Annotated in this window: 6 protein-coding genes; 1 reads left to right on the plus strand and 5 read right to left on the minus strand. The window is 64.9% G+C overall.

Going from position 1 to position 13,760, the window contains the following annotated elements; genetic code table 11:
* The 5 genes from ABFE16_00775 to ABFE16_00795 all read right to left on the minus strand — a co-directional run.
* Nucleotides 1–2,245, minus strand: a 2,245-nt coding sequence (locus ABFE16_00775; protein ID MEN6343805.1) for a bifunctional YncE family protein/alkaline phosphatase family protein, incomplete at its 3' end; no start/stop codon positions are given.
* Nucleotides 2,246–2,354: 109 nt separating this feature from the next.
* Nucleotides 2,355–4,517: a glycoside hydrolase domain-containing protein gene (locus tag ABFE16_00780; GenBank protein MEN6343806.1), complete on the minus strand. Its 2,163-nt coding sequence runs from the start codon at nt 4,515–4,517 to the stop codon at nt 2,355–2,357.
* Nucleotides 4,518–4,594: 77 nt separating this feature from the next.
* Nucleotides 4,595–9,217, minus strand: a complete 4,623-nt coding sequence (locus tag ABFE16_00785) for a hypothetical protein (GenBank protein ID MEN6343807.1) — start codon at nt 9,215–9,217, stop codon at nt 4,595–4,597.
* A gap of 124 nt (nt 9,218–9,341) precedes the next feature.
* Complete coding sequence (locus tag ABFE16_00790; protein ID MEN6343808.1) at nt 9,342–11,600, minus strand: pyruvate formate lyase family protein; 2,259 nt, start codon at nt 11,598–11,600, stop codon at nt 9,342–9,344.
* Nucleotides 11,601–11,775: 175 nt separating this feature from the next.
* Nucleotides 11,776–12,948, minus strand: a complete 1,173-nt coding sequence (locus ABFE16_00795; protein MEN6343809.1) for a hypothetical protein — start codon at nt 12,946–12,948, stop codon at nt 11,776–11,778.
* Nucleotides 12,949–13,168: 220 nt separating this feature from the next.
* Here ABFE16_00795 and ABFE16_00800 point away from each other — a divergent pair.
* Nucleotides 13,169–13,760: family 16 glycosylhydrolase (locus ABFE16_00800; GenBank protein ID MEN6343810.1), on the plus strand; the 592-nt coding region annotated here is incomplete at its 3' end.

Consider the following 13,760-nt stretch of genomic DNA (forward strand, 5'->3'; position numbering starts at 1 on the left):
CGACAAGACCGACGGTGCGGTGACCGTCCACGTGGTCGACGCCGGCCTGCGGATCATCCTCGGTGATGAATACGACCGTGTCCCTCCAGAACCGGCTGCGCGAGAGCGCCTCCAGGATGCGACCGACGGCAAGATCGTTGTCGGCGACCTGTGCCCGTGGAGTGGGTATACCCGGGCGAGTGCCCGAGGTGTGGTTGTTCGGGAGCAGCATCACCATAAAGGACGGCATCTTGCCGGTGGCCTCGAACTGCTTGAGCTCGTTGAGGAACTGCTGGGCGCGGTACTGGTCGGAGACGGTCGCAGGGAATCCGACCGAGGTCGGGCACAGGTGCGGGCGGAGGCTGTCGATCTTGGTCGTCGGGTATATCTTGTACTTGCCCGTGCCCTCGAGGTAGTCCTTGTACAGCTCGGTCCAGGTGGCCTTCGGTTCGATGTGTGCCTGGACCATCTCGCCATAGCAGCGAACGGTCTTCCCGTGGGCCAGGCAGTTGTCCCAGATGTAGCCGGAGGGGGCGACCGCCATGGCGTCATCGCCCTCGTAGGGGTAACTGCGGACGAACCCGCCGAAGGCCTTCTCCAGATAGTCGGTGACGTAGGCCTCCGTGGCCCAGTGGTGACCGTCGGCGGACAGCACTCCGCTGCAGTGGAAGTTGTCCATCAGGCAGAACTCGTCGACGGCCTTGTGCTGATTTGGGGTGACCTCTCGTCCGAACAGACACAACTTCGGGTCACCCTCAGCGCGCTCGATGTCCCCGAAGACCTGGTCGTAGGTGCGGTTCTCCTTGATGATGTACAGCACGTGCTTGAAGACCGAGGGCTCGCCGATGCGCTCAGGCACCGGGACCGGCTCGCGGTTCATCCGAGGCTTGAGGTCTGCGGCCAGCACGTGAGCCTGACGATTGTTGAGCGCAACCTGGCGGGTGTACCTGACAAGACGTTCAGAGTCGGGAAGCGTGACCAGCGAGACAGTCCCGCGATGGCCGTGCGAGTTGAACCCCGTCCTGCCGAGGGCGCGTGAGCCGATGCCCTTGATATTCGCCACACAGAGCGTCTTGCCGTCGGGCGTCAGCGACAGTCCTCCCGGATACCATCCGACGGGGATGAAGCCTTCCACGCGACTGACCTCTCGCTTCTGGACGGCCTCTTCGCCATCGCGAGCGGCCCGGCAGAGACGTACCACGGCGACCGCGTTGTTCGTCCCGTTCCCCACGTAGAGGGTGCCGCCGTCCGAGGATAGGCAGAGGGCGTTCGGGGCACTCCCGAAGACCATTCCCGTCACCGGCGCAACACAGATCGTCTCGATGACATGATCCGCGTGCGTATCGAGGACTGAGACCGTATCGCTGGAGGTGTTCGCAACGTACACGCGGTCGCCACGCGGGCTGGTGACGATCGCAGAAGGGTGCTTGCCAACCTCGATCTTGCGGATCGCCTTCCCCGCATCGAGGTCCACAACCGAGACCGCACCCCTGGCGGAGGCATTCGAGCGACGGTCGATCACGATCGAGTCCCACCTGCCGGCAGGACCGATCGGTTCTCCTGGCTGAGGTCTGAAGCCGCCCCAGTTCGTCACGTACAGCTTCCGTCCCACAGAAGCCACGCCGTAGGGCAGCATCTCGCAGTCGATCTCTCGCAGCACCTTGTGAGTGCTGAGATCGACCTCGGCAACCGTGTTGTTGCCGTCGAGTGCAACGTAGAGTCGCGAGCCGTCGGCGCTCAGGGCCATACCAACGGGGATCGCGTTCGGCGCCGGGCGACGTGGCTTGAAGGGAATCGAGTCCGCCCAGGTAACCGCCCCATCGGGCTTGACGGTGGCGATGAACACGTCGCCGTTGATGCCGGAGGTGTACAGTGTGGTCCCGTCCGCCGACCAGAGCAGACCGCAGTAGGAGTTGCCGGCCTTCGGGAGCGCAGCATCACGCACGACGGTGCCGGTCTCAATCGAGAGGAGCAGCAGTCGCGAGTGGCCCTTCACCGCCAGCCACCTGCCGTCCGGGCTGACCGCGCAGTCGTTGGCTCGCTGGGAGAAGACGACCTGCCTTCCGGCGGGCGTCAGCACCTGGTTCGTCGGAACCAGGCCGCGTCCGCTGGATTCGCGTCCCCAGATAGTGCCTGCGTCGAAGCGGTCGGCGGGCCGGGTGTCCTGCGACCAGCGCGGGAAGTCAGGCTTGCCCAGGAGGGGCGGGGCAGCGAAGGAGGGCGCAAGGCTCAGAGCGGCAGCGACGATCAGGATCGGCAAACGCATCGGTTATCTCCAGTCGCACGACGTGGCGGCACAACCAGGCCGGGAAGGAACGCTGCCTTCCCTGACCATGCCGCTTCACTTACGCAGGTTTCCAGTTGCGCCGCGAGGGCTACTCCGGCCAGGTTACGCGCGTCGCCGAGGTCAGGGCCTTGCGGGCCGCGTTGACGGTCACCTCTGCCGGCGTCTTCTGGACGGTGGCATACCGGAACTCGGCCAGCGCCGCCTCCAGGTCAGCGAGTGCTTGCTTCGCCGCCGGGTCCTCACGCGCCGACAAGGCCTTGCGCACCAGCCGCACCTTTTCGTACGCAGCAACACCCTCGCGCAGGCGCTCGAAACGAACAGAACTGCGTGCGCCCGGGTAGACCAGGAAGCAGTCGCCCGCAGGCCAGGTCACGAAGCTCGTATCGCGCAGCGGGTCTTGCGTCCAGCTATCGAAGGCCCAGCGCAGGAAGCCCGAGTAGCCCTGGGCAGCGGCATACCAGCCCAGCCACTCGGCCTCACTCGGCGGCGAGAAGGTAAAGGTGTTCGGCTTCGCCGGCCCACAGCACACGTAGACGGTGGTCGGCAGTCCTTTGGCAAGGCGTTCACTGGCGATGGCCGGATCGAGCGGCGGGTCGATGAACACGCACCAGTCGTCGATCAGGTCTTTGAGCTCCGGGTGGTTGCCTCCGGCCATGGCGACCTTCAACTCAGGTGCTGCTTGCCGCACCACGCCGAGGACCTTCTGTGCTACCTCCGCCGGGGGTTCGTCCATCGCCAGCGCCGTCTTCGAAAGCCAGCCACGCTGACGCAGGTGCTCCGTGAAGTCTCGCAGGAACCGGCTCCAGTGCTCGATATACTCCGGACTCCCGGGAGCGGCGGCCACCGTGATGTAGTCTCCCGTTGCCGCGTCGAGGTACCGCACGCCGCCCGACCAGGAGGACGCGGAGTAGCAGTTGATCGCTCCCCTGATGCCGCAGCGCCAGGCGAGCTCAACGTACTCATCGAAGACCGAGTAATCGTAGCGGTAGGTGCCGTCCGCCTCCTTGATCCACTCGACCATCGAGTCGTAGGGGTCATAGGTCTGCGTCCCCCAGGGCCGGTAGACGATCGTGGTGGTGATGCACTTCTGCCCGGCCTCGGCCAGCAGCCGCAGGTGCGGCTCCAGGATTGCCTTGTGGGCCGGCGACCAGGGCTCGACTCCATGGTACCGTGCCAGTGCGTAGGGGTTCTGCCACAGATCCAGCCAGTAGGTCCACTCAGCGGGTGGCGGCAAGGTCGCGGGCAGGACCTCCAGCTTGATCGGCAACGACAGTGGCTCCTGTCCCTGGGCCTGCACGGCGATCGTGCCGGTATAGATCCCCGCACCTGTGTCGCTCGGAACCTCAATCGACACCCAGACCGGCCGCGTCGTGCACGGGGCAAGGTCCAGCCGCGCTATCGTATCGAGAACGTCAGGCACCAGCTTGCCGTCCGCCAGCACGTAGCGCACGAACCGGGCCCTGACGGCGCTGCCCGGGATCACTCCACCTTCGGCCGACCGCAACTCCCCGGGCACGATCCGCACCTGCTGGGCACCCTTGCGGCTCGATAGAACCATCTGGGCGCTGACTCTCTCTCCGCGCCATGCGACACAGGAGGTTTCCGGCGTCCCGCTGGGCGGTTCCTCTCTTGGGTAGTGCGTGTCCGTCGAGCCCCAGGCGGCCTGCAGACCCTCGGGAACCTGGGCCCAGCGTCCGGCTCGTCTGACGGCGGTTTCGGCCTGTTGTTCGGGGAGTTCGTATCCCTCGATTTCCACGATGTGCCCTCCTGCTGCGTTGCTTGCTGAGTTGCGTGTGAAGGTGACGCGCACCTGACTCGCGGTAGCGGTCGGGAAGACGAAGGTCTCTCCGGCGGCCGTTGCCGGAGTCATGTTATCTCGGCGGTCTGCCAGCACCCGCCAGTTCTCACCATCCTCCGAACCCTCGATCACGTACTGGTAGTACCGTCGGTTGTCCCAGAAGGTCCACAGGCGCAGGCAGTTCAGTGCCGTGGGCTTCTGGAGCTGCACGGTCAGCTGCACGGGGATGTTCTCGGCCGCCCAGTGGTTGCCGGCGTTGTCATGTCGCCCGTCAACGGCGAACTCAGGCTTCCGGTCGCTCCAGTGCGGCGAGCCAGTGACCCTGGCTCCCAGCAGCAGGTTCGTGCCCCACCGCAGCCCGGGATCGGGTGGCTCGTAGATCACGTGAGCCTGAATCTGCGCGAGTGCCATGGCCGGGCAAAGGGCGAACAGCAGGACGAGAACCTTCCACATGATCGGTCTCCTGAGCACGGGCGTTGTCAGTCATCGGGCGTGCTTAGTTGGCGAGCTTCCGGGCCTCAAGGGCAACCTCAGGGCTGCATGCACAGCAGTTCCTCGCCCCCGGCCACGATCAGCGATTGCTTTCCGTCAGCTCTGTTCAGAGCCGACAGCCAGGTTACCGGGCCGGAGGTCTGGGCCGACAGCACCGGCTGGAGCTTGCCGTCCAGGACAAAGACACGGCCGTCACGGCACCCGGCAGCAAGCCGCGTCTGCGAGCCGGAGCCGAGAACCGCCAGCGACAGGACAGCACTGCTGAGCTGCCGCGTCGCCTTGGCCGTACCCTCCGGGCCGAGCAGGTAGACGTAGCCGGTCTCCGAGGCGACGGCAGTCTCGGGCTTGCCGTCGTTGTCGTAGTCGGCGATGCGAAGGTCTGTGACCCCGTAGCCGTAGTTGTTGAAGCTCCAGAGAATCTTGTCGCGCCAGCGAGTGCAGGTCAGAGCGCCCGTCGAGGAGCCGTTGACGATCTCATACTTCCCGTCGCCGTCGAGGTCGTCGACCCCAAAGACGACGTCACCGAGCTCGGAGTAGGTCCCCGGTGCCTCGAGACCCCTGGCGGTCACGACCTCCACGGAACCGTAGCGATTCCCGGCGACGATCTCCAGCACCCCGTCCTTGTCCAGGTCAACGAGCCTCATGCGGTAGGTGCCGTGTTCAATCCGGTTGAAGGCCCACTGCTTCTCGAGTTGCGCGTTGTAGCGCAGGATATTGCCATTGCGCGTGCCGATGATGACGTCGGGCCGGCCGTCTCCTTCGAGGTCCCCGATGGCCACATTGGAGACCCTCGGGTCACGGACGCTGCTGGTGCCAACGCGAAGGGCGGCGTCGCAGTGGGTCTTGCTCAAGAGCTTGCCCGCGGCGTCGGCCATATAGAAGTGCTCGTCATCCGAGCCGATCAGCACCTCGGGCTTCCCGTCTCCGTTGAGGTCGCCGGTGGCGAAGTCGTTCACTTGCGCGCCGGTCTCCAGCGACCAGAGCTGCTTGCCGGTGTTGTCGAGGCAGACCGCGTAGCGACCCCAGCCGAGCAGAAGCTCCTGGGCGCCGTCACCCTTGAGATCCGCGGGCACGAGCCGGTTGACGACGGCGACCTGGTCATCCTGCCGGGCCGCCGGCAGCGTCCAGGCCTTGGCCAGTAGGGGATAGCCGAGGGACGTACCGGTCGCAGGCCTGGGCGCCAGCGCCAGCCTGGCTGCCTCCGCGACGGACCGGGTAGCTTGCGCCTGCAGCGCAGTCAGTTGCGACCACTTGCTCAGGTCGAGGGAACTGCTACCCTTCGCTACGGTCTGCTTCCTCCCGTCCACCGTGATCTCGGTCTCGGCGGCGGCGTAGAGGGTAGCTGCACCGCTCTTGAGGTCGATCTCCAGCGAGACCGGAGCCGTCGCGGTCAGCAGGCCGCTGCTCACGTCGAATAGCGCAAGTCGATCGGCGGTCGCCCAGGCCACCAGGGCACCGGGCAGCCCGGCCAGGTTGCGGTCCGGGCTCACGCTGAGCCGTCCCCAGGGCTTGCCGTCGCGCAGGACGAGGGTATCCGTTGCGCTGACGCGGCGCAGGTCAAGATTGAGTGCCTTGTCACTGCGGTCGTTGTAGAACAGGTTCTGGCTGCTGACGACGTCCTTCTCCCGCAGCCGCCCCCCGAAGGTCTCGCGCAGGTACTTGAGCCGAAGGTTGACGTTGTTGACCCGGGTGGTCACGTCGCAGGTGGCCTGCCCGTCGTTCTTGACGAAGAACCGGGCGTCTGGTGCCCTGAGGGCCTGTGTGGGGTCAAGGAGCGGCGGATTGGTCGCGTCGATATCGGCGACTTCCTTGCCCTGCGCATCCTGCACCAGAACCTGGGAGAGAAGCACGCCGGGGTTCTCGCGGAGGGTGATGCGCACCACGTGCTGCCCGTCCTTCGCGATGGTCACGTTCGGTGTGGCCGTGTCCTTGGTCCAGGTGGAGCTGGAGGGCCCCAGCTTGTCGATGGGGATGTGGAAGGCGATGTCCTCGCCGCCGTCAATGCAAAGGAAAAGGCTATCGGAGCCGGTGTCCTTGCCCTGGGCGAAGAGGGTGATCGCGTACTGACCGGCCTTGAGGTTCACCGGGAACTCCAAGCGCGAGACCTGCTCGGTGAACTTGACGGCCTTCGTCACACCTGGCGCCGGGTTGCTGACCACCTGCAGGTCGCGACTGCCGGCACCACCCGCCATGGGACGAAGGGAGGTGAAGATGCGGCTGTCGGTCAGCGCCTGCTCGCCGAGGTCCAGGTGCTTGAAGACGTTCTCGAAGCGGAAGTCGCCCTCCTTGACCGCCTTGAGCTCATCAACCAGGACGAAGCCGACGCCCTTCAGCCAGAGCAGGTTGCGCGACCAGTCTGCGCCGTTGTAGTTCGCGACAGTGCTGCGGGTGAAAGCGCAGGTGTCGAGGTCGGCCTGGGCATCGAGGCTCGCAGCCGGCGGAACGAGCTGATCCGCGCGGCCGTCGCGGATGACGCTGACCATGTTGTGGTCGGTGGTGTTGCGGACCAGGTAGTCGCCGTCGATCAGCCAGTCCTGGCCGTCGGCATGGTACTTGATGAGGTTGTTCGTGTCGTAGTGCAGGTGCTTGCCGCGACCAAAGCCGTCGAGAAGCAGGAAGGGACACTCCCGCTCCAGGCTCTCGCGGAAGGTGATCTTGTCGAAGGCCCGCTCGTAGGGCACCTTCAGGGGCTCGGGTTCGCCACCATAGGATGGGGTGGTGTTGGCCCAGCGGTAGTACTCCGGCGCCATGGGCCAGACGGTGAGACCGACGATCTCCTTCCACACGACGGGGGTGATATCGGTCCGGTACGGGTTGGCCCACTTGTTGTCGTAGAGCTGCTGCAGCCGCCACAGGTAGCGTGGGTCCTGATAGTACCAGTAGGCGATCGGCAGGGCGTTCAGCTCGTAGCCTGGGCCCTTGCTGTAGCCCGAATCGCCGAAGCCGGGGATGTCGCCCACGTTGTCACACATGCCGGTGAGGTACTCGGCAAGCTGCCGGACCTGCCCCGTCTCGAAGTAGCTGTAGTCGTTGCGCGAGAGTGTGTACTCGATCGTGTGGCGCGGCGTGATGGTCAGGTAGCCGTCGGCATCGCACTGCGGCTTCCAGCTCTTGACGGCACCTCGGAAGGCGCCCTCCACCTGCGCGAGACAGTCCCGGTAGAGAGTCGTCTGTCCAGGATAGTAGCGCTCAAAGTAGCGGGCGAGCCAGTACACGCCCAGCAGCGGGAAGGTCTGGTGGTTCCACACGAGCGTCTGGTTGTCGGCGAAGGTCCCCCAGTTGTAAACGTTGCTGCGCAGGTTCGCGAGGGTGACGTACAGGACGTTGGTGAACTCGAGACGCTCGGCATCGGTGAAGACCGGAGCCTCCTCGATGACATCCCACAGGGCGCCCAGGTTGTTCGAGGTGGTCTCCTCGGGCCAGTTGATGTGATAGGCGGGGCTCTCGAGCAGTCGGTCGCGACAGGCAAGGAGGGCCTGACGGGCACGCTGAGCCTGGACGATCTCGCCGCTATCGCGCCAGGACCGGGCAGCCTGCCAGAACTGCACCCACAAGTCCGGCCCGAGCGGAGCGTCGAGCACCGCCCTGGCAGCCTCCTCCGAGAGCGGCTTCGCCGAGGACACCATCAGCAGTGGGCGATCAAGGGCGCAGTTGGGGCCCTCGGGTAGCCGAGCTGCGAGGTCCGCAAGGGCCCTCCTGGCGCCGTCCACGTCGGAAGCTTCGACCGTAAGGATGTTGAGGTCCCGGAAGTTGAAGGGCTGGTGGACGGTCCGGAGCGCATACTCACCCTTCCCGGGCCACAGCGAGTCGGCGCGGGTGTACTGGTTGAAGTAGAGACGCTCCAGCACGGAGTTGTTGTTGAGGTTGCCCAGGGCAAGGATGGTCTGGTCGCTGTCCAGCAGCGCTTTTGCATCGGTCACTACCGGCACCGTGGCGCCTGTCTTGCGCCGGATCAGCGCCTGGAGCTCCAGGGCCACCTGCTGCCATTCGGGATCGGCCGGAGAGGCAAGGACGGCGGCCGGCCTTGCATTGGCAGTGATGACTGTCTGGAGCTTGAGCGGGCGCACCGTCGGGATTTCGTCCTCCCCGGCTTGCAGGACAACGGAGGAGAGGCCCGTGGTCGGCACCGTCACGAGAGAGGCGTCATCGAGTATCGTGTCGCTTGTCCAAAAGTGCATGGTGTACAGGTAGAAGCGGACCGACGTCGCACCTTCGGGAGCCTGTGCTCCGATCTTGAACCGCTGCCAGTCGGCACCAACCGGGGCCACAATCTGGCGCGAGAAGCTCTTGTCGGCACCGGCGAAGGTTAGCTGAAGCAGGACGGCGTTGGCGTTGTTGCTGGCCAGACACTTCGCCCAGACGCTCGCCAGGTAGTACTGCCCTGGCTTGACCGCAACGTCCTGCTGCACACCGATGGCATAGCGGTTGTCGCGGACGTTCGGCCCTGTGTCGATGAGGCGGATCGCGTTCTTGCCGGTCCGCCCGGGGGTCTCGATCTTGAGCTGGCTTTCGGGGGTACCACCGGCGTACTGACCCCAATCGGCAGGCACACCCTTCGGACCGATCGTCTCGAAGGACGGGTTCTTGAGAAGCTCCTCCTGGGCAGCGAGGGGCAAGGTGACAAGCAGCAGGGCGGCAGCAAGGAACGGGAACCTGGACATGGGAGCCCTCCTGGTCTGGGATGGATCAAGAGTGCGCCGGACGAGGGGTGGATTCCTGCCGCGAACCGGGCCTTCTCAGGCCCCGTCACGGCAGGACCGGGTCGGGGAGAGGCCGCAGGACTCGCTACGCCATGGCGTAGAGGTTCCTCTCGAGCAACTCGTCCTGCATCCACTCCGGCAGGTTCACATAGTGGGCGGAGAAGCCGCAGACGCGGACAAGGAGGTCCTGGTGCAGTTCGGGATGGCGCCGCGCTTCCCGCAGGGCCTCAAGGTCCACGCAGTTCATTTGCAGTGTGGCCAGCCCTTCCGCAACGAAGGTGCGCTCCAGAGCCATCAGGACGTCGGGGTTCAGATGCCCCAGCGGCAGTTGCAGGTCGAGGATGGCATTGGCCGCGCACTGGCGCATGTCTACGCTCGCGGCGCTTCCGATCGCCGAGGTGATCGAGTCGATCCTGTGCAGGCGGCTGGGTGAGATGCCCAGCGAGAGCAGGTCACCGTTGCGTCGCCCATCCGGGGTGGCGAAGGTCTTCCGACCCCAGTGCATGTACTCGATGTAGACGAAGTAGCAGAGCTGGAAGGACCCGCCGCGCTCGTTTCGGAGGCCTCGCGTGTGGTGGAACAGGTCGTCTGAGAGCCGCTTGGTCAGGGCGTTGATCTCGGGCAGGTTGTCGCCGTACTTCGGCAGGGCGATGACCTCACGGCGAAGGGCCTCATGGCCTTCCCAGTTGGCTCGCACGACCTCCAGGAAGTCGTGCAGGTCGTACTTGCCCGTCTCGAAGCACAGGTGCCTGACCACGTGCAGGGAGTCCACGAGATTGGCGAAGCCCACCAGGGGAAGCGCCGTCGGGTTGTACCGGCCGCCTCCTGCAGTGTAGTCCTTGCGGTTTGCGATGCAGTCACGCAGAGCCGCCGAGAACAGCGGTGCGGGGTTGACGCTAGACCAGGCCTTCCCGTTGTGCTCAATCATGCCTGTTCCCTGCACGATGGTCGCCAGAAGGTTGTGGAAGGCGATGTCGTACACGTCCTCCGCTTCACGAGCCTCGTCGAGCTTTCGCAGCGGCAGCCCGATCTGTGCCAGGTCGTCCTGCAACTCGGGGTGGCGGTGGATGGACAGGTCGAGGATTCGCGGCAGGTTCACGTAGCAGTTGGTCCCGGCGGAGTGCTCGAAACCCTCGAGGATGGGCTCGTGGCAGCCGCCCGCCACGTACAGCCGGGCATCCTCCAGCCGCTTGCCTGCCCGGACCTGCGCCTCGATGAGGCAGTCATCATTGAAGAGAGCGAAGACATTGCGCCCGGCCAGGATCTGCCGGTTGATCTCACCCAGGTACTCGGGACGCGAACGGGCGCTGTAGCGGCAGTTCAGCTTGGGGTTGATCAGCCCGCACTGTTCGTGGGCCCGGAGGAACAGGAAGGTCAGGTCGTTGCAGACCTCCTTGCCCTCGGCATCGCAGCCGCCCAGCACCAGCGTCGTCGAGGTCTCCCACGGGTTGTAGCCGTCGCTCACCGTGAAGTCCTTCTTGTGGTCGGTGGGGAGCAGGAAGCGGCAGATCAGGTCCAGCGCCTCCTCCTGCGTGAGCCGTCCGCTGTCGAGGTCGGCACAGTAGAGCCCGTACAGCAGCCGGTCCGGATGGCCGATCACCGATACACCGATGCCCTCCAGGCTCCCGCAGACCTCGCGCAGGAACCACAGGGCGGCAAGACCCTCATAGAGCGACTGAGCCGGCTCCCAGGGCACCCGGCGGGCGGTCTGCGCGATCATCCCCAGGAACTTCTCAGCCTGCTCATCCTCGGCGGTCGGCAGCAGCCTCTGTGCCTCCGCGGCGAACTTCTCGGCAACGGTCTTGGTCGCGAGCAGGCTGCGCTTCACCGAGGTGATGAAGTCCGCCTCGTCCTGGGTTGCACATTCCGGCTCAACGGCCTGTGCCTGTTCGTAGAGAGACCGCAGTCCATCCTCAACCACCCGGCTGCACGGGAAGCAGTGGTGGTCGGTGTCCGGGTACAGTCCGTAGGACATGCTGATGACCAGCTTCTCCCGCAGCTCCCGGATGCGGTCGTTGGCCCAACTCCGCTCGCGGAACAGGTGGTTGCGGTGGAGGAACATCCAGCCGCCTGCCGGATTCTGCCCGTTGGGGACGCCCCAGGATCTCCCCGGCTTGGTTCCCATCTCCCAGTAGAAGGGACTGTGCGGGAAGATCGCCGGCACGAACCGCTCGGCGATGGTCTCATGCAGCGTCGCTTTGAGCAGGTAGGGCGACAGCCCCGGGTTCTGCTCGTCAAACTCGTCCATCGCCCGGCAGATCTCCCTGGCCTTGTCATAGGCTTCGGGGTTCTCATCGCGGTGTACGTGGTAGTAGGACCGCAGTTCCGATCTCAGCCTGTCCATGTTGGTTAGCTCCCAGGTGTCCGCCGACCGCAGTTCGCTTCCTGCCGCCGAAATGCTGGCTTTGCCGCCGCGACGGCTACCCGTGGCACTGACTTTGGCCTCTCTCCGAGGTACGCAAGCGCCCGCGGTCCTCAGACTAAGGAGTGTCCCGCGGGCGCTCATGGGAACGCTGCCCCTAGACGCTCTTCGGCTTGAGGAAGAGCACCTCGCCGCGGTCAATCCATCCCTTTCGCAGGTCCATGCGGAACCAGCCGTCGCCGTTCTTCTCGTGGAACCGCGTCGGCGACCGCTTCCCGAACTCCTTCAGATCGTGCTGAGCCCAAGTCTTGCCGCCGTCGAGCGAGATGATGATGCCGGTGTCCATGTACGTCGCCGGTGCACAGTGCGAGGCGAGGAAGACTCCGTCCTGAATGACCATCGCGCCGGATTCGACCTCCGGGTTGAACAGGCGTGTGTGCTTCTCGGGACGCGCCAGATCCTCCGGCGCACAGCAGAACACCCCGCGGTCATACGGTTCGCGGCAGTTCGAGTCGCTGATCCAGTAGACCGTCCCGTCGATGAAGGTGATCCCGCCCGCCTTGTACCGCGAGTTCATGCGGTCCGAGAGGATGACCTTCCAGTCCCAGCGATCGGCTGCCGCGTCGTAGGTACCTCTCAGCCAGTGGCACTCGTAGCCTTCCGGCTTGTCGTGGTCACCGGTGCAGGCATAGAAGGCATCCTCAACCGGGTTGTAGGCCACCGTGTGCATGTGCCGGCAGCAGACCGGATTGTCGGGGTTGCCCAGGGCAGTGCCGTCGGTGCCTCCGCCGCCGGAGCCGTCGTCATGCGTATAAGGGCTCTGCCCGAAGGCATAGGCGAGCTTGACGCTTCGGCCGCCATCCGCCGAGTAGTAGATGTTCACCGGCGTCGCGCCGCCCACCACGTTGCAGTAGTTGCCCCAGACGAGGATCTCCGTGCCCTTCACATCCCAGGAAGTGACGCCGGACAGGGTGTGGAAGTACCAACCGGGGTTCTCCGGGTTTTTCGGCGTGTGCGGCAGGTAGTCGCTGCCATCGAGCCCCTTCACGATGACCTGCTCGCAGGTCTTGAGGTTGTCCGTGCTCACGTACAGCTCTGTACTGGTGGCGAAGAGCACGTTCCCGCTATTGAGGATGCAACTGAAAGTGATCTTGCTTGCGTCAGCGAAGGCCAGGCTGTGGGGCCAGGAGAGACCGTTGTCCTCGGACAGCATCACTCGGCCGTCCGCGTAGGCGAAGGCCTTGTTCTTCAGTTGGGAGTCGATGTAGATACCTTCGGGCTGCAGGCGGTACCAGAAGTGGTCCGTTTCGCCGATCCGTGTCTGTGGCATGGTCAGACGCTCCTATTCGGTGTCACGCGACAAGCTCTGTGGGTAGGCGAGCGACGATAGAACACCTTTCCTCGCAGGCCCGTTTGTTGCCTCCTTCTGGAGGCCCCACTTCCCGGACGGGAAACCCCGACGCAGCCCGGTAGGAGGGTTCATGGCCTGCTGGGCCGAACCTGAGTAGAGCGCGGAAGCACGGCAAATCTGCCCATACTGAGGTGTCACAATGAGCAGTGTAGTGAACACAAAGGCCCCGGCGCTTGAGAAGCCCGGATGGACCCTGACCTTCCATGACGAGTTCGACCGGCCGCAGCTCAATGACATGTACTGGTTCCCCGCATACCGCTCGGGCCGCAAGGAGTACTTCAAGCGCATCGGCAAGGAGAGCCGCTGGGTCGATCACAACGCACACTACGTCTTTGAGGATGGCGTCCTCAAGCTGCGCATCGACGAGAAGCTGCCCTTCCGTCCCGACAAGTCCACCCAATGCGTGAGTTGCATCCAGACCTCAGACCATCGCTTTGGCGCAACCACCGACGAGTACCAGATCCTCGACAAGTTCGCGCAGAAGTATGGCTGGTTTGAGATCCGCTGCAAGTTCCCGCGGGGCGAGGGGATCATGAGCGCCTTCTGGCTGCACCAGCATGATCCCACAAAGCAGGAGTTCACCCCCGAGGGTCAGCGGAGGGAAGTCGGCGACGGCGTCGTGGAGATCGACATCTTCGAGCAGCAGGGCCGGTACATCACCGACTCCGCCACCAGCATCGACCTCAACGTGCACTTTACCCGCGACGCTCACAGCCGCCCCGAGGCCGGCA

Source organism: Armatimonadia bacterium, assembly GCA_039679385.1.
Lineage (GTDB): Bacteria > Armatimonadota > Zipacnadia > Zipacnadales > JABUFB01 > JAJFTQ01.